This window comes from Natronococcus pandeyae (assembly GCF_008122205.1).
GTDB lineage: Archaea > Halobacteriota > Halobacteria > Halobacteriales > Natrialbaceae > Natronococcus > Natronococcus pandeyae.
On the sequence record NZ_PHNJ01000001.1, the window covers coordinates 71,742 to 87,385 of the forward strand.

The 15,644-nt window shown below is 65.0% G+C and carries 17 protein-coding genes; 7 read left to right on the forward strand and 10 right to left on the reverse strand.

Going from position 1 to position 15,644, the window contains the following annotated elements; translation table 11 throughout:
* Positions 1–6 precede the first annotated feature (6 nt).
* The 3 genes from CV102_RS00385 to CV102_RS00395 all read right to left on the reverse strand — a co-directional run bounded on the left by CV102_RS00385 (position 7) and on the right by CV102_RS00395 (position 2,802).
* On the reverse strand, positions 7–453 hold the full coding sequence (locus tag CV102_RS00385) for an ATP-binding protein (protein WP_148855694.1): 447 nt from the start codon (positions 451–453) through the stop codon (positions 7–9).
* A 78-nt stretch (positions 454–531) separates the two neighbouring features.
* Positions 532–1,566, reverse strand: coding sequence for a hypothetical protein (locus CV102_RS00390; protein ID WP_148855696.1), 1,035 nt, complete (start codon positions 1,564–1,566; stop codon positions 532–534).
* Positions 1,567–1,728: 162 nt separating this feature from the next.
* The gene (locus CV102_RS00395; protein ID WP_148855698.1) at positions 1,729–2,802 is read right to left on the reverse strand and encodes a hypothetical protein; all 1,074 of its coding nucleotides are present in this window, start codon (positions 2,800–2,802) and stop codon (positions 1,729–1,731) included.
* A gap of 103 nt (positions 2,803–2,905) precedes the next feature.
* Between CV102_RS00395 and CV102_RS00400 the strand changes: the two genes are divergently transcribed.
* A complete protein-coding gene (locus CV102_RS00400) occupies positions 2,906–3,436 on the forward strand; it encodes an FxLYD domain-containing protein (protein WP_148855700.1) in 531 nt (176 codons plus the stop codon).
* A gap of 15 nt (positions 3,437–3,451) precedes the next feature.
* Here the strand turns inward: CV102_RS00400 and CV102_RS00405 are convergent, their stop codons facing one another.
* A complete protein-coding gene (locus tag CV102_RS00405) occupies positions 3,452–4,003 on the reverse strand; it encodes a cupredoxin domain-containing protein (RefSeq protein WP_187432828.1) in 552 nt (183 codons plus the stop codon).
* A 156-nt stretch (positions 4,004–4,159) separates the two neighbouring features.
* Here CV102_RS00405 and CV102_RS00410 point away from each other — a divergent pair, with 156 nt between their 5' ends.
* Both CV102_RS00410 and CV102_RS00415 read left to right on the forward strand, forming a co-directional pair.
* Positions 4,160–4,732: an HPP family protein gene (locus tag CV102_RS00410; protein WP_148855704.1), complete on the forward strand. Its 573-nt coding sequence runs from the start codon at positions 4,160–4,162 to the stop codon at positions 4,730–4,732.
* A gap of 206 nt (positions 4,733–4,938) precedes the next feature.
* Entirely contained in the window at positions 4,939–5,439 is a 501-nt protein-coding gene (locus CV102_RS00415; RefSeq protein WP_148855706.1) for an FxLYD domain-containing protein, read from the forward strand.
* 16 nt (positions 5,440–5,455) lie between these two features.
* Here the strand turns inward: CV102_RS00415 and CV102_RS00420 are convergent, their stop codons facing one another.
* Positions 5,456–5,809, reverse strand: coding sequence for a hypothetical protein (locus CV102_RS00420; protein ID WP_148855708.1), 354 nt, complete (start codon positions 5,807–5,809; stop codon positions 5,456–5,458).
* Positions 5,810–5,923: 114 nt separating this feature from the next.
* On the reverse strand, positions 5,924–6,751 hold the full coding sequence (locus CV102_RS00425; protein ID WP_148855709.1) for a PspA/IM30 family protein: 828 nt from the start codon (positions 6,749–6,751) through the stop codon (positions 5,924–5,926).
* A 332-nt stretch (positions 6,752–7,083) separates the two neighbouring features.
* Between CV102_RS00425 and CV102_RS00430 the strand changes: the two genes are divergently transcribed.
* From CV102_RS00430 to CV102_RS00440, 3 genes are all read left to right on the forward strand, one after another.
* Positions 7,084–7,716, forward strand: a complete 633-nt coding sequence (locus CV102_RS00430) for an alpha/beta hydrolase (RefSeq protein ID WP_148855711.1) — start codon at positions 7,084–7,086, stop codon at positions 7,714–7,716.
* A 394-nt stretch (positions 7,717–8,110) separates the two neighbouring features.
* A complete protein-coding gene (locus CV102_RS00435; protein WP_148855713.1) occupies positions 8,111–8,905 on the forward strand; it encodes a WbqC family protein in 795 nt (264 codons plus the stop codon).
* Positions 8,898–9,710 (forward strand): hypothetical protein, encoded by an 813-nt coding sequence (locus CV102_RS00440; protein WP_148855715.1) that lies wholly within the window; start codon positions 8,898–8,900, stop codon positions 9,708–9,710. Before CV102_RS00435 ends, CV102_RS00440 begins: the two co-directional genes overlap by 8 nt.
* Before the next feature lie 48 nt (positions 9,711–9,758).
* Here CV102_RS00440 and CV102_RS00445 read toward each other — a convergent pair whose 3' ends face one another.
* Positions 9,759–11,624 carry an ATP-binding protein gene (locus CV102_RS00445; protein WP_148855716.1) on the reverse strand — a complete coding sequence of 622 codons (1,866 nt, stop codon included), beginning with the start codon at positions 11,622–11,624 and terminating at the stop codon, positions 9,759–9,761.
* Between the two features lie 172 nt (positions 11,625–11,796).
* Positions 11,797–12,423 (reverse strand): DUF7344 domain-containing protein, encoded by a 627-nt coding sequence (locus CV102_RS00450; protein ID WP_148855718.1) that lies wholly within the window; start codon positions 12,421–12,423, stop codon positions 11,797–11,799.
* Positions 12,424–12,720: 297 nt separating this feature from the next.
* Here CV102_RS00450 and CV102_RS00455 point away from each other — a divergent pair, with 297 nt between their 5' ends.
* The gene (locus CV102_RS00455; protein WP_148855720.1) at positions 12,721–13,050 is read left to right on the forward strand and encodes a DUF7113 family protein; all 330 of its coding nucleotides are present in this window, start codon (positions 12,721–12,723) and stop codon (positions 13,048–13,050) included.
* Here the strand turns inward: CV102_RS00455 and CV102_RS00460 are convergent.
* Positions 13,047–14,315: a DNA double-strand break repair nuclease NurA gene (locus CV102_RS00460; RefSeq protein WP_148855722.1), complete on the reverse strand. Its 1,269-nt coding sequence runs from the start codon at positions 14,313–14,315 to the stop codon at positions 13,047–13,049. The genes CV102_RS00455 and CV102_RS00460 overlap by 4 nt on opposite strands.
* 82 nt (positions 14,316–14,397) lie before the next feature.
* Entirely contained in the window at positions 14,398–15,561 is a 1,164-nt protein-coding gene (locus CV102_RS00465; protein ID WP_148855724.1) for a M48 family metallopeptidase, read from the reverse strand.
* Positions 15,562–15,644 lie beyond the last annotated feature (83 nt).

The window sequence follows — 15,644 nt, forward strand, 5'->3', positions numbered from 1 at the left end:
CTCGAATCAGCCCTTCCAGGTCTCGATCGCGTCCAGAACCCGTTCTGTCGTCTCCGTCACCGACGAGTCGTCGGTGTCGATCTCGAGGTCCGCCTCTGGTTCGTCGAACTCCCGGTAGACAACGTGGACGCCCTGCTCGTCGATCGGGTCCCTGCGGTGCCGGTTTCGCTCGAGACAGGTCTCGAGGCTCGCGGTCACGAGGACGAACCGGACGTCGCCGAGCGTGCGGAACTGCTCCTGCCACCGTCGCCGGTAGAAGGTGCCGTCGACGAGCCAGATCACGTCGTCAGCTCCCTCGGCGACCCGTTCGTACAGCCGCTCGTAGGTGCGACTCGAGAAGTCGTCGGAGTGAAGGAGTCGCGTCGGATCGCCGCGCTCCTCGAGTCGGCGAGCGACGCGGGTGGCGACGGTCGTCTTGCCAGCCCCCGGCGGTCCGCAGATAACGACGATCACGGCTGCGAGTACGGACCGATCGGGGTAACGTGCTCGGATTCGAACTGGACGGAGACGGCGGGGTGCGACGGACGGCGCTCAGTAGTCGATCTCCTCGCCGCGACTCGAGTCCCGGAGGATGAACGGCCCGATCGCGAGCGTCCGCTTTGCCATCGTCCCGATCCGCAGGACGAACGCGACCAACAGGAGGAATGGGACCGCGCCGATCGTCGCCGCGGTGACGGTGATCCAGACGACGGCGTCGATGCCGAGCAACGTCCCGGTGACGGCGTCCGCGTCGAAAAACAGCAGCATCGAGATCGCTACGACCAGCGCGGGAACCGAGACGTACATCATCGCCCGCGAGAGGTTGATCAGCTCCCACTGGAAGTACAGCGTCTTGAAGTGCTCGCGGGCGAGGCCGAACAGTTTCAGCGACTCGAGCAACTCGTCGTGGGCCTCGCTGGCCTCGTCGTCGAACTCGTCGGCGTGGGCGTTCCGGATCCGCCGGGCGCGAAAGATCTTCCAGGAGTAGTTGTAATCAAGCGCCGACTTGACGACGTCGTAGGTGCCGAACTGGGCGTCGTCCAGGTCGCCGCAAATCGAGTCCGCGTGGGTCGTGAGGTTGTCGACGAAGTCGTCGACTCGCTCCTCGAACTCCTCGTCGCGGCTGCCGGCGACGGCGTCGCGAAACTCCTCGGCTCGGTCCTGGGAGGCGACGATGATCGCTTGCAGGAACGACGCCGGCTCCGGCGGGCTGATCGGCGCGTCGATCACGTCCTCGACGTCCTCGTGGAACTCGAGCGAGCCGTCCAGGCGCTCGCGCTGGTCGTCGACGGCGCCCAGTTCCTGGGAGAGCACGAGCTGGTTAATCGTCAGGACGAGCGTGACGCCGGTGATGATGGCGGTCACGAGCGCCTGGAAGAGGAAGTGAACCGGTTCCTTCACGGCCATGAGCCCTCGCAGCGAGACGGGGCTCAGTTCGCTGACGAGCAGTAGACCGACGAAGACGAACGCGATCAGGAGGCCGGTGACGAGCCACCGGTTCGCGTTGAGGAGGAGCCACAGCTTCCACGTCGAATCTTCGCTCCGCTTGGCCATCGTGTCACCGGGCTGTGAGCTATCGCTGCTCATCGATTCGATTCGTGGTACGCCACCGTCCGGCAAATACGTACGGCTGGCATCAGCGCCGAGTCCCGGGTCGGAGCGGGGGTCGGATTCGTCGGTCGAGAAGCCCACCACGAGACGGACAGGAGGCGAAAGACGGTCGTCGTTCGACTCGGACCGAGTTCTTCGTCAGTCCGCTTCCGCCTCTGCTTCCGCTTCCTTCCCGTGGCTGACCTCGAACGGCCCTTCGTCGGGGTCTTTCTGGGGGATCATCGGCCCGATCGAGGCGGTTCGTCGTGCGACGGTCGCGGTTCGGAGGATGTACGACGACAGTAGCGCGAGCGGGGAGAAGACGATCGCCATCAGCCCGCTGGCGACGATCGGGGCGTAAGAGATGCTGATCATCGGTCCCCCGATGCCGCCGTACAGCAGCCCCAAAAGAAACGCCGCCAGCACCGACGGGATGCCGAGCAGAATCGTCAACTGCGAGAGTCGCGTCAGTTCCCGCTGCAGGTACGTCGTCTTGAAGTGTTCGCGGCCGGTGTTAAACAGCTGAAGCGATTCGATCAGGTCCTCGAGCGCGTCGCGAGTTTCCTCCGAGAGTTCCTCCTCGTACTGATTGGACAGATACCTGGCGGCGTAAATCTGCCAGGCGTCGTTGTATCCCATCGCCGAGGAGAGCGCGTCGAACGATCCGAATCTCGCCTGCTCCAGCGTCTCGGAGGCTCGGCCGGTCCGCTCCTTGACGCTCGAAACGAACCGTTCGACGCGCTCTCGGGCCTCGTCGTTTCGATCGTCGGCGACAGAATCGACGATCCGATCCGCGCGATAATCGATCTCTTCGATGAGCAACTCGAGCTGTCCGGCTGGTGCCGCCGGCGTCGCGGCAACGCCAGTCGTGTCCTCGATCTTCTGACGGAAGTCGATGACCCCGCCTAATCTCTCGCGGAACTCGCCGGCCGACTGGAACTCCCGCGAAAGGATCATCTGATTGACCGAGACGACGAGCGTGATCAGCGAGAACGTCCCCGCGATCATTCCGCCGACCATTCGCGTGACCGTGTCGTCGTTGACGAACGAGATGAACCCGAGGGCGTGAACCGCCAACAGGAACAGGAACACCCCGACGGTGAGCGCAACGGTGATGAGGCTCCGGTTTCCGTGAAGCATCACCCAGTCTACGATCGCGTACAGCGTGCTATCGCGCGTGTTAACGTCCGTCCCGTACGAGTCCAACGTCTCGTCGGTTTCGCCAGACCCCATACTAGTACGTTCGGCTCGAGCGAAGAAAGTAAACGGCCTTGCAAGCCTCACGGCGGACGCTGCAGGGATCATACTAACGGGACTCGGCCGCGTAGCGACCACCGTGAAACTGATTGGTTCGAGAGCGAACGGGACGAGGCAGGTTCCGGACGCGACGAGTCGACGACGGCTCCTCGCGGGGCTCGGCTCGGTGACGGGGATCGCGATCGCCGGCTGTCTCAGCGGCGACGAGCCCGACGCGAACCCCACGTTCGAGAGCGGATCGATCGACGCCGACGGCGAACCCCGAACGGCCGAGGAGATGTCGGCGGCACAGGGACTCGCCGAGGAAGAGATCCGCGTCGAAGCGACGCCGATGGAGGGGCTCGACCTCGTCGATCACGAGTTCGTCCTCGAGGACGATTATCGCGGCTCGACGATCCAGGGAACCGTCGAGAACACCGGCGACGATCCCCTCGAGATCGTCGAAATCCGAACGCGAGTGTACGACGATGACGGCAATCAGATCGGTCGATATCTCGACAGAACCGGAAGTCTGGGAAGCGACGAGACGTGGTCGTTCCAGGTCGTCGTTCTCGAACCGCCGGCCGACCTCGACGCGTACGACGCGGCCGTCTACGGCATGCCGGCGTGATCGTCGCCGGTTTTCCTAGCCGTGTCCCTCCACGAGAAACTCCCGCACTCGTTCGTTGTACCTCTCGAGTTCGTCGCTCGCGTCGGCGGGATACTCGTCGGACGGCGCTTCGAGCCCCGGTTGCTCCTCGGGTGCCGGCAGTCCGACGAGGATGGTCCCGACCATTCCGCGCTCTTCGTGCGACCGACACGCGTAGTCGTAGACGCCTTCGTGGTGGAACTCTCGATCGAACGGACTCGAGGGCGACACGGAGCCCTCCCAGGGTTCGCCGTCCTCGGAAATCCGTCGCTGGTCGCCGTGGGTCTCCGGGTGGTAGGCGGCCGTGTCGTGGGAGCCGCTTTCGGCGACCCACTCGACCGTCCCCCCTTCGACGAGGTGGGCGATCGGCGGATCGACGCGAACGCCGCTCTCATCGTTCGCCAGCGTGACTTCCACGTACGGTTCCGGATCGCCCAGAAGGGGGTCGTCTTTTCCCAGTTCATCGTCGACACAGCCGGCGAGCCCGGTCGCAAGGAGTGCGCTCCCGGACGTTAGCAACCGGCGACGCGTCGACTGTTGTCCGCTCATCGACGGCGTTTCGCGCTCGAAGCGATAAAGCACGCGGTCGGCAACTGCTACGAGACGACTCCGACCGAGCGGTCGACTTCGACTCCTTCGATCTACACGGTGAAAATAACTGCAGAGTGAGCGCTTTTAGTGATCGGTAGCGTTACTCGGGGTACGTTGCTCGGGCTTGATTTCGATCTTGGCGATCCTGACCACGAGTGGGACCTGAAAGACGAGTACAGTGCAACGGTCAACGTTTTTCTGCACTTTACCGTCCTTGGGGTGATCGCGCTGGTGACGGGTCGCCCGTTCCTGTTTCCGAGCCTGGGTCCGTCGGCGTACCTGATCGCGACCGGAGAGAAAGACCGGGCCGAGGGACCGTACCACGTCATCGGCGGCCACGCAGTCGCGGTCGCTGCCGGAATGATCGCCTACGCGCTGCTCGGTAACGAGGTGAGCGCGTACGTGGTGTTCGCCCGACCCGACCCCGCGTTCAGCATGGAGGTCGTCTACCTCTGGGGGAGCGGGACGCTCGCGATGATGCTGACGACGACGGCGATGTTGCTCACGAAGACGAACCACGCAGCGGCGTGTGCGACGACCCTGATCGTCGCACTCGGCCTGATGGGCGGACTCGAGGACGCCGTCATCATCGTGACCGCCGTGGCCATCCTCTGGTACTTCCACGACCGCGTTATCTCGACGCTCGCCGTGCGATACGGGTTCAAGCCGCGGGACGCCAGGGAGTAACGCGTCCCGCCGCGTTCGACTCGCGGTCCGTTCCTTTCTCGAGCGGGACGCGCTCGCCGAGAAGACGTTCCGGCGGCTGGACCGCCGGACGGCCGTCGCGACGCCGACGGATCAAGGCCCACGTTGAAATGCGGCCGCATCGTCGACTCTGCTATGATCGGATACAGGATTCCTCGACGGGTCTCTCTCCCGCGGAGGGCGCTTCGATGACGAGCGACGAGCGACCTCGGCGACGCGCCGTGCTCTCGTCGCTCGGTGGCGGACTCGCGGCCTCGGTCGCCGGCTGCACCGACGACGTCGGAACGGGCGGCGGCGATCCCGTCTACGAGCGCCGGGCAGTCGACGTCGACGGGGAGGAGCGAAGCGAGTCCGAGATGGCCACGGCCGACCGACTCGCGGAACAGGAGATCCACGAGCAGGTGACGCCGCTCGACGCGCTCGTCGTCGCGGACCACGAGTTCAGCCTCGAGGACGACTACCGGCGGTCGACCGTGCAGGGGACGGTCGAGAACGAGCAGGACGATCGCATCGAAACCGCCGAGGTTCGGGTTCGGGTCTACGACGACGAGGGACGACAGCTGGGTCCGTACCTCGACCACACGGTCGACCTCGACGGCGGCTCGCAGTGGTCGTTCGAGGTCGTTCTCCTCGAATCGCCGGACGACGTCGCCGAGTACGGTATCACGGTCCTCGGAACGCCGACGTGAGGCGTTCGCGACGGCGCTACGAGAACGCCTCCCTCTCGTCGACGAGTTCGTCCGAAACCCCCTCGTAGACCGCATCGATCCGCTCGTTCAACTCGTACGCCGGACGTCCCTTCCCCGTCGGAGAGCGGTCCCCGGTCTGGCGCTCTTCGACGAGTCCCTCCGACTCGAGGCGGTACAGCGATCGCATCACGTCCGCTTCGGTGATCGTCCCGACGACCTCCGTGTCGACCTCGTCCAGCCGATCCCGACACGCGCGTCGGACCTCGTGTGTCTGGACTGGATTTTCGTCGTCCTGACTCGCCTCGGCGACGGCGCACAGCACCACCTGCTCGGTCAGCGAGAGCGCTTCGATATCTGATTCGGCCACCATATGCGACCGTATTACAGCCTAGGTGGTAGCAGTTCCCATCGGTTGGGTTTCGTGAAAATCCGGATAGCTGACGTTCCCGACGACCGCGGGGCAAACCGAGCCCCCGGTCGGCCGCTACGCGTTCTCTTCTTCCTGAAGCTCCTCGAGTTCGGAGTCGATCTCGTTGTCGTCGACCTCGGCCTCGAGTTCCTCGAGTTCGGATTCCTCGACCTCCTCCGGCTCGGAGTCGGCTTCGGCCCCGGAGTCGCCGCCGACGTCCGATTTGAGCGTCTCGAGTTCGGCCTCGACGCCGCTGTCGGTCGAGAGCTCCTCGAGTTCGCGGTCGATCTGATCCTTGTCGGAGAGCACGTCGTCGAACGCGCCCGTCTGGTGGAGCTCGTCGAGTGCGGACGCGCGGGCCTCCATGTCCTCGGTCTGCTCTTCGGCGCGTTCGATGGCGCGGCCGACGTCCTCGAACTCGTCGCCGGTCGCCGTCATCGCCTCCGACACCGTGGAACTGGCCTCGGCGGCCTCGTAGCGGGCCTTCATCGTCTCCTTCTTGGTGCGGAACTCCTCGATGCGGTTCTGTAGTTCGTCCTTCTGCTCGATGAGTTGATCCTGCTGGCTCTGGAGCTCCGAGATCTGGCGCTCGAGATCCTCGATCTGGTTCATCTTCGTCTTCTTCTTCTCGAGGGCGCGCCGCGCCAGGTCCTCTCGGTCCTGCTGGACGGCCGTTCGGGCCTGCTCGTTGTGTTTGTCGACGTTCTCCTCGAGGCGCTTTTTCTGCATCTCGAGGCGTTTCTTCTGGGTGGTGAGATCGGCGATACCGCGCTTGACCTCCTGGAGCTGATCGCGCATCTGCTCGTAGGAGTAATCCAGCGTCTCGGTCGGATCCTCGGCCCGGTTGAGCACCGAGTTGATCTTCGATCGAATGACGTAGGAGGTCCGAGAGAGGATGCCCATACGCCTAGCTATCGTTCGCCGCCCTTAAAAACATCACATCAGCGACAGTCGATCGGCAACTCAGGGCCGAGCGCTCGTCTGTGTCGTCGTTTTGAACGGTTCGCTTCTCGAGGCCGTCGGACTGACTCCCGCCGCAACTCGAGTCGCAGAATCCGCCGACAGTCGCGGTCGACGTCGAGGGAGCAACGGGGACCGTGACGGTGATCGTCGACGACGAACTCGAGGTTCGGTCGGTCGACGTTACGTGAGTCCCGTCGTGGGGTCCCGTCACGGCGCCGAACCGATCCGCAGTATTCACAACGACTGTTACAGATCCGGAACAACGGTTAGCCATGACCGACGTCCTGATACCCGGCGGCCGCGACGTTCGCGCCACGCTAGACGAACCCGAGACGGCGGACGAGGTGGATGCAATCGTAATCGCCTGCCCGCCACACCCCCAGCACGGCGGCTCTCGTACGGACCAGCGGCTGATGGCCGTGAGCGAGGCCCTCCGCGAGGCCGGAATCGCCTGCCTCCGGTTCGACTACGGCGAGTGGGACGACGGCTACGGCGAGCGCGAGGACGTCCGGAACGCGATCCGGTGGGCCGCGGACCGGGACGACGGGGAGGGCGCTGACGACCGCCCGATCGGCGTCTTCGGCTACAGTTTCGGGGCGTCGCAAGCGCTGCTCGCGTCGGCGACCGTCGACCGACCGGTCGCGGGCGTCGCCGCCCTCGCGCCGACAGCGACGCTCGAGGAGGATCTCGACGCCGTCGAGGCACTCTCGACGCTCGAGTCGCCGGCGCTGATACTCTACGGGGAGCGGGACACGACCGTCGACTGGGAACCGGTCGTCGAGCGGGCCCGCGAGCGAGGGGACGACGTGGTATCGCTGCCGGCCGATCACTTCTTCCTCGGGACGCACGACGAACTCTCGCAGGAGGTCGTTGACTTCTTCGAACGACTGTTCGTGCGACCGTAAGCGCCCGCTACGGACGGGGGCGCGTCGTGTTTGAAGTAGAGTGGAGGGGAGTAGCGACCGCCTACGGCCCGTTCGTTCGAACGTATCCGATCGATACGGTTCGGTACGTTCCGGTACTCCGAACGGTATGCGGTCGTATCTGCCGCTCGGCAGCTATTTCTCGAGCGCTTAACAATAGTTCCGGAACAGTTCTTCTCGATTGGAGTATCAATGAGAGTGAAGGAGTTGCGAGTTAGTCAGCGGACGGAACGTGGGGCGACCGGTGTCGGTCGTTCCGCCGCAGATCGCGCACTTCGAGGGGTAACGGGTGGAACGGTGGTACCGTTCGAAACGACGAATCGCGCCTCGAGCGCCGCCTATCGCTCGGGCGAGACCGCCATCGGGGTGAGTATCGATGGATGACGTAGTGGAGGAAGAACCGAGTCAACCGGGCGACGTCGGTCACGCGCCGTCGGAGTCGCTCGAGTCGAACGCTCGGTCGCCGGTTTCGGCCGGACGCGATCGGACCGTCGCGATCCACCAGCCGAACTACCTGCCCTGGTTCGGCTACTTCCAGAAGATCCACCGGAGCGACGTCTTCGTCCTCCTCGACGACGTCGAGTACTCGTCGGATTCCTGGATCAACCGGAACAAGATCAAGACGCCCGACGGCTGGACGTGGCTCACCGTCCCGGTCCACGGCTCGAACGAATCGATCGCGGACGTCGAGATCGCGGGCGACAGGTGGGCCGACAAACACCGCAAGAGTCTCCAGGCGAGTTACGGCGGCGCCGCACACTACGACGAGTTCGCCGAGTTCTTCGCGGAGACGTACGCGCGCTCGTGGGAGTCGCTGTGCGAGTTGAACGTTCACCTGATCCAGGAGCTTTCCGAACGGATCGGACTCGAGTGCGAGTTCGTTCGCGCGTCGACGCTCGACGTCGACGCCACGAAGAGCGAGCGCATCGTCCGACTCTGCGAGGCAGTCGACGCCGACCGGTACTTCTCCGGGGAGGGTGCCCGCTCGTACAACGACCACGACCGGTTCGAGGCGGCCGACATCGCCCTCGAGTACCAGTCCATCGAGCACCCCCGGTACGAGCAGCGCTTCGACGATTTCGTCCCGAACCTGTCCATCGTCGACGTGCTGATGAACGTCGGTGCCGAGGGCACGTACGACCGCTTCCGGTCGGTGAGCGCCGATGAGTAGTAGCACCGACCGTACCGACCAGGTGCGCACCGACGGCTGGGCGAAGGACTTCAGCTACGACTACTACCGGACGCTGCTCCGGACGCTCCAGACGAACTTCGATCTTCGGACGCTCTCGGAGTACCAGTCGCGCCGACCGACCGGCGAGCGCGTGGCGTTCGTTCGACACGACGTCGACGTCTGTCTCGAGCGAGCAGTCGAGATGGCGGAAGTCGAACACGAACTCGGCGTTCGGTCGACGTATATGGTGATCCCCGACTCGCCGCTGTACAACATCGAGGAGGAGAAGGATCTCCTGCACCTCATCCACGAGTTCGGTCACGAGATCGCCCTCCACTGTGATCTCGATCCCGCGGCGCCGGGTGGCGTCGACGCGTCCGCCGACGGACTCTCCCGCGCTGAGTTGCGACAGATCGAGGAGGACAAGCGCCGACTGGAAGCGATCGACATCCAGCCGATCACGTCGCTCTCGTTTCACCGACCGTCGGAGCGGGTTCTCGAGGGGCCGCGGACGATTGCAGGGATGGTCAACGCCTACAACCCGGACCTGCTGTCGGCGTACATCTCGGACTCGAGCGGCCGGTGGCGGGAAGGAAACCCGATCGAGTCGATCACCGAGAACGCCGCGGCGGACCGCTTACAGATACTGACCCACCCGGTCTGGTGGGGCCAGCGTCATCTACCGCCGCTCGAGCGGTTCAACAGCGTTGCGGACAAGTTCGAGGTCCTGGACGAGCGAATGTACGACGAACTCGTCTCGATCTACTCGGCGTACGGCGAGCAGACGGATCGGATCGTCGTCTGATCACCTCCGGTGTCGTCTGCTCGCCGTTTGCTCGCCGATCACCCTCGCTCAGTCTCTTCCGTGGCGGGTCAGGCAGTTCGAGAGGCCGATCAACTCGACGGGTTCGGAGTTGTCTGGCGAGTAGACCACCATCTGTCCTTTCTCCATGTAGGGCACCTTCGACTCGAGGTTGCTCGGGATGTTGACGCTCTTGATGGCGTCCTCGTCGCCCAGGTTGAGCACGACGGTGGTGTTGATCTGTTTGAAGACGGCGTCGTCGATGTCCTGGGGGTCCTGTGTGATGAGGAAGAGGCCGAGTCGCTCCTTGCGGCCCTGTTTGGCGGCCTCGGCGAACTTGGTGATGACCTTCCGTGCCTGGACGCTGTCGGCGTCGGTGAGGAAGTTGTGGGCCTCGTCCATCCCGAGCACGAGCGGCGTCTCCTTGATCCGGTCGTGGGTCGGGTCGTTCGAGAGTTTCTCGTCGATCAGCAGCGAGGAGAGTGCGAGGACGACGGCCTCGGTCGCTCGCGTATCCGAGATGTGGTAGGTCGGGACGACGGTGAGTCCGCCGGGGCGGACGAACTCGTGGATCAGGTCGGTGATCGCTCGCGCGTCCTGGTCGAAGACGTCGTCGAAGCCGAACACTCGCCGGCGGACGGCGTCGTAGGTCGCCTCGTGGACGCGCCCGGACTCGTCGAGTTCCTCGCGCAGGGCGGGGTCGTCGAGGAACGATTTGAACTCCGCGTAGGAGCCGTCGTTCCCGTACTCCCTGAAGAAGCGGTCGATCAGGAACGTGAGCGCGCCGTACTGGTTGTCGTTGAGCGAGCCGCCGGAGACGAGCCACGGCCGCGTTCGACACATCGAGAACGGGATCGTGAACTCGACTTGCTCCGCGCGGTGGTGGCCCGCGGAGTACGTGGCGTCGCCGACTTTCGGCACGAAGGCGGTCGTGTCCGCGACGCCGCCGTGGGCGATCCCCTCGCGCTCGAGCCGGCGCGCGTACTCGTCGTCCAGGTCGGGGTTGTCGTCGTGCATCTGGGCGTACTCGTCTTGGGGGTCGAACTGGACGACGGCCGGGCCGACGGTGCGTCCGTCTTCCATCGGGTACTGGCGCTCCTCGGCGAGGTACTGCCGAAGGATATTCTTCGCGCCGTGGGTCTTCCCGGAGCCCGTTCCGCCGGCGATCAGCGTGTGCCGGAAGACGAGCGGATCGCCGGCCTCGTAGTCGTCTTTCACCCGATAATCGATCGTCGGCGGTGAGGCGGCCGTTCGCACCTTCTCGCCGCCAACGGAGAGGTGACCGAGAAAGACGCCGTCCTCGGGCATCTTCAGCCCCGTCTTGATCTCGTTGATGTCGTTCGCCCGTCGGACCACCGTCTGGGGTTTGGGAACGCGGTCGGTCATCCGCCGCTTGAGTTCGCCGTCATCTTCGTACAGAATGGCGACCGGCTCGAGCGACGCGACGAACTTGTAGTCGGCCTCGTCGACCGTATCGCGTCGCATCGCGCGCCGGGCGTGGATCTCCGTCGCGTCGTCGGCGTGGTACTGCTGGGCGTACTCGAGACCAGTGATCCGACAGAACAGCGACTCGCCGTTCGCGTTCCCACCGGCACGCTCCGGACTGGCGGTCGCCGCCCCGTCGGGGTACGGCGCGATCAGGTAACTCCCGATTCGAATCGACGAGCGATTACCGCGGGTGACGTACGCGCGCAGCGACGTGTCGTCCTCGTCCTCGGCGATGCGAAGTCCCTGTGAGACGCAGATCGTTCCGATGCCGACGTCCTCGCCGTCGGGTTCGACCCCCATCGGTTCGAAGTCGGTCGTCGCCGTCGCTCGGTCCGCGTCCGCCGATCGTGACCCCGTCTCGTCCGATTCCGCCTCCAAATCGGCTTCGGAACCAGTGTCGAACTCGTTGAAGTCACCCAGATCCGTCATATCACGCCAATGAGCACCAGACTTCAAACGCGTTTCCCTCCGGATCCGTTGAATATTTCGAGCGGGCGACAGTCACGCGTCGCTGTCCGGAATCGCAGAAGACGTCCGAACAACGGTAGCTGGAACGAAAACCGGAACGCGGGGGCGGTGAGGGGTCGTTTGGCGGGCCGTCTCAGTTCGACACCGACGGCGTCGATCGATCGGAGCGCCGGACCGTGCCGGACTCCCGGTCGAACTCGAGTGCACCGACGTCGTCCATCGCCGGGAGGTGGCTGTGGTGGAGCGAGATCCTCGCCTCCTCGGGGTCCGACAGTGACCCCGCCTCGCGTGTGGCGAGTTCGGACGCGAGCCGGTCGACTGAAACCGGACGCTCTCGTTCCCGGAGGATCGAGTAGAGCTGCGTCCGGACCGGGTGAACGAGCACTTCGAGCAGCCGATCCTGGGCATCACAGCGTTCGAGGAGCCTCGAGAGATCGCGCAGCGGCAGCGGCGTGTCGTCCTCGAGAACCACGGTTTCGTCGTCCCACTCGAGGATTCCATACTCGGCCAGCCGCGGCAGGTGGTTGTGGACGAGACTGATCCGGACTTCGTGGTACAGCTGACCGTCCGCCTCGTCGTCCGCCTCCTGTCGGGCGACCGCACCAGTAAGCTCCGTGAGTGTGAACGGTGACTCTCCGGAGCGGAGCACCTCCAGCAGCCGGATCCGGCGGGGGTGACGGAGAGTCTCGTACCACTCCGCGGGAATTTCGCTCAAAGACCCCCGCGTTCCGTCACCGCCGATTTGAACGTCGGAACTCATTACTCGCATACAGCGGTGCAACATGAATAAACACGCCTCCAAAACAGTTTGGGTTGGATGTTTGATGAGAACGCAGGATCCGAGCGATGACGACCACTATCACCCGAAACCATCCGAAATAGGATCAGCGAGGCCCGTGACGAACTGGACCGAGGTACCGGTCGACAGGACAGCAGCCGAGACCGACCGAGTCTCTGTTGCGACGTGACCGAGATCGCCCGCTTCGTTCGGGTGATCGCTTCGCAAAACGGGAGTCTCGCCCGGTCCTTTTTGCGTCTCCGAACCGTACGCTGTGGTATGCTTATCGTACGCGGTCGCGCAGGCGGGACCGAACTGTCGGGTACGGTGTACGAGCGCGGGGAACAGCCCCCCTCGTTCCGGGGTGCACCCGACGAAGACGCCGCGTACGTCTGGATCTGCGACGAGTTCTACGAGGTCGACAGCGGTGGCAGCGTCCAGGTCATCGACGGACGAACGGTCCACCTCGCGTTCGAGTCACCGATGCCGCGCGGCTTCGACACCCGGGACCAGGCACTCGAGGGGGCGAAAGAACACGTTCGCACCCAGTTCGCCAGAATCGGCGTCGACCCCGCCGACGTCGAACTCGAGGTCGAGACGGAAACTTAGTCCAGCTCCTCGCCCCAGCGGTGGTCGTCGTAGCTTCGGTCCTGGCTCGTCTCGAACCGCGTCTCGAGCGTTTCGCGGAGCGACGCCTTCTCCGAACTGCTGATCCGGGCGAGTTCGTCGGCCTTCTCGATGATCGTCGGCGGACCGTGGGCGACGGCGACGTTCTGGAGGAGTTGCATCGTCAGCCGCTCGCGCGTCTCCGGATCGCGGGTGAACGCGTAGGGGGCCTCGATCCGGTAGATGAGGTCATCTCGCGGGTCGTAGATCACGAAGAACGTCACCTCGTACTCCTCGCGCGGATGTTCGCGGTCGACACCGAGCGCGTCACCCTCGGCCGAGAGCGGCCGGTCGACGCCGCCCCGGGAGCGAAACCAGTTCGTGTACGTCAGCGACGACGTGTCTCGCTCCCAGCGGTCACCCTCGACGTCGTCGACGTACTCGCCCTGCTCGAGCAGTCGGGTGAACAGCGCCGAGTCGTCGGTCCAGGGTGCGTCGCCGCCTTTCGCCTTCACCGCGCGCGTGATGACTCGCGTCGCCGGGTTCTTCACGAAGCCGACGAGCGGAACGTCGCGGTCGACGAACTCCTCGACCAGCCGGACGTAGTTCTCGAGGACGGTCGTCGGCCGCGGATCCTCGATCAGGAAGTCGGCGAGATCGGGATGCTGGTCGGCCCAGCGAAGCAGCCCACGCGGGTACAGCGGGCCGTCGAGCACGAGCAGGTCCTCGACGTCGGCGGCGTGGTCGCGGGCGTGGGTACTTTCTGCGAAGTACAGCGCGAGCGCGTGGACGATCCCCTCCGCGAACTGCGGAAGCGGTGGCACCTTGACGACCCGGCTCCGGCTGTACTCCTCGTCGAACGTGCCCCACGTTTCGTCGACGGTCATCGTCTCGTCGTTCGAGTGAACCGTCGCGACGACGGTCCGCGAGCGGTGCAAGTCGAGGTCGCTCGGCGTCGCGCTCATCGCCGCCTGCGCGATGTCGATGACCAGTCCGTTCTTGAACGTCGTGGGGTTGATCGTCCCGGCGTCGAGGCCGTGTTCGGTCGGAAACGGCCGCTCGCAGAGCGCCACGTCCTCGCAGTCGACGACCCGCCGAGCGCGGTCGTCGATCGGCTCGAGGATCGTCCGCCCGTCCTGGACGAGCGGGTCGAGGAACTCGTTCCAGACGGTCTCGGCGAACGCCCGGTGGTCGCGCTCGTCGGCACCGTGGTCGATCCGCCCCGCGAGTTGGGCGATGCCGTCGAAGTGGACCGGATCGAGTGTCATACAGGTGGCTCCCAGCCCACTCGCAAAAAGACAGCGGTAGGCCAGGAGGCGACTCGAGGGGGAACGGCACGAGCGACCACGATCACTCGGTCGCTATCGCTCGCAGGCGGTCGACGCGCGTTTCGACCGACGGATGGTCGACGGCGGATCCGGCCGCGGCGGCCGAGGATCTCGCGCCCCACTCCAGCACTTCGGCAACCGGCCCGAAGTACGTGCTCTCGTGAACGGAGCCGAGCGGCCAGACGCGATCGAGCAGTCGAACGGAGAGGTGTCGCTCCGGTCGGGAGACGAGATCCGTCGGGTACGGAAGAAGCGAAACGGCCAGTACGCCGTGGTTTCGTGCACGTGCGTCTACCTCGACGGGTGATCGGTCGTGTAGCGTCTCGAGCGCACCCGCCAGCGGTGCCGCCGTCCCGACGATCTCTACGGCGCCACGATCGGCGGCCAGCTCCCGTGCGCGGGTGATCGGTGCCGTGACGCGACCCATAGTGTACTGGAACAGTCCGACGGCCAGGGTGAACGCCCACACGTGAGCGACCAGCAGGATGAAACTCGGAACCGAGAACCACTCGCCTAGCGCGAGCGCCGAGTAGCCGACCGTGAGGAACGCGTACGATCCGATGACGCCGGCCTCGACGTTGATCGGCTTCGCGCCGAACGTCGGCATGAGCAAGAGACACAGCTGGAAGAGCACGTTGTTGACGACGAAAACCCCACAGACGATCGTCATGAGCGTGCTGTCGCGGTTCCCGACGTGGGCGAGTTCGTGGGCGAGGACGGCGTCGAGTTCCTCGTCCTCGAGTCGCTCGCACAGCGCCGAGGTGACGACGACGATGGCGTTTCCCGGCCGACCGACGGTGAACGCGTTCGGGACCGACGCTTCCGCGACGACGACGTCGGGCGCAGGCACGCCAGCCTGTTTCGCCAGCCGCGTCACTCGCGGCTCGAGGGTGGTGCCGTCGATGAGATGCTCCTCGTCGAGGAACTGACGCGGATCGAGCCACCGGTGGGTCAACACGTACGTGCCGGCTATCAGCAGCGGCGTGAGCACCCCGATCCAGACGAGCCACGGCACGCCGGTGACGACGGCGGCCGAAGCGAGACCGACTCCCTCGAGGATCGCCGCGAGCGACCGGCCGACGTAGGTGATCGCTGCGGCGAGAACCACGTACGGTCCGACGACGAGACACATCCCGAGGACGATCCACAACTGGAGCCGACGGTCCGGCGCGAGGTAACGACCCATCTCGTCTCGAATCTGGGGCGGGAGTCCTATCCGTTTTTCTGTAGGTGTCGAGACGGACTGTTGTCCCGATCCCCGTCGTCGGG

Bases quoted from the DNA above. Each gene is read 5' to 3' on its own strand.
- CV102_RS00450 (WP_148855718.1), bottom strand. From the start codon at position 12,423: ATGAGTTCCGACGTTCAAATCGGCGGTGACGGAACGCGGGGGTCTTTG.
- CV102_RS00425 (WP_148855709.1), bottom strand. From the start codon at position 6,751: ATGGGCATCCTCTCTCGGACCTCCTACGTCATTCGATCGAAGATCAAC.
- CV102_RS00390 (WP_148855696.1), bottom strand. From the start codon at position 1,566: ATGAGCAGCGATAGCTCACAGCCCGGTGACACGATGGCCAAGCGGAGC.
- CV102_RS00405 (WP_187432828.1), bottom strand. From the start codon at position 4,003: ATGAGCGGACAACAGTCGACGCGTCGCCGGTTGCTAACGTCCGGGAGC.
- CV102_RS00415 (WP_148855706.1), top strand. From the start codon at position 4,939: ATGACGAGCGACGAGCGACCTCGGCGACGCGCCGTGCTCTCGTCGCTC.
- CV102_RS00440 (WP_148855715.1), top strand. From the start codon at position 8,898: ATGAGTAGTAGCACCGACCGTACCGACCAGGTGCGCACCGACGGCTGG.
- CV102_RS00455 (WP_148855720.1), top strand. From the start codon at position 12,721: ATGCTTATCGTACGCGGTCGCGCAGGCGGGACCGAACTGTCGGGTACG.
- CV102_RS00430 (WP_148855711.1), top strand. From the start codon at position 7,084: ATGACCGACGTCCTGATACCCGGCGGCCGCGACGTTCGCGCCACGCTA.
- CV102_RS00465 (WP_148855724.1), bottom strand. From the start codon at position 15,561: ATGGGTCGTTACCTCGCGCCGGACCGTCGGCTCCAGTTGTGGATCGTC.
- CV102_RS00445 (WP_148855716.1), bottom strand. From the start codon at position 11,624: ATGACGGATCTGGGTGACTTCAACGAGTTCGACACTGGTTCCGAAGCC.
- CV102_RS00420 (WP_148855708.1), bottom strand. From the start codon at position 5,809: ATGGTGGCCGAATCAGATATCGAAGCGCTCTCGCTGACCGAGCAGGTG.
- CV102_RS00460 (WP_148855722.1), bottom strand. From the start codon at position 14,315: ATGACACTCGATCCGGTCCACTTCGACGGCATCGCCCAACTCGCGGGG.
- CV102_RS00435 (WP_148855713.1), top strand. From the start codon at position 8,111: ATGGATGACGTAGTGGAGGAAGAACCGAGTCAACCGGGCGACGTCGGT.
- CV102_RS00395 (WP_148855698.1), bottom strand. From the start codon at position 2,802: ATGGGGTCTGGCGAAACCGACGAGACGTTGGACTCGTACGGGACGGAC.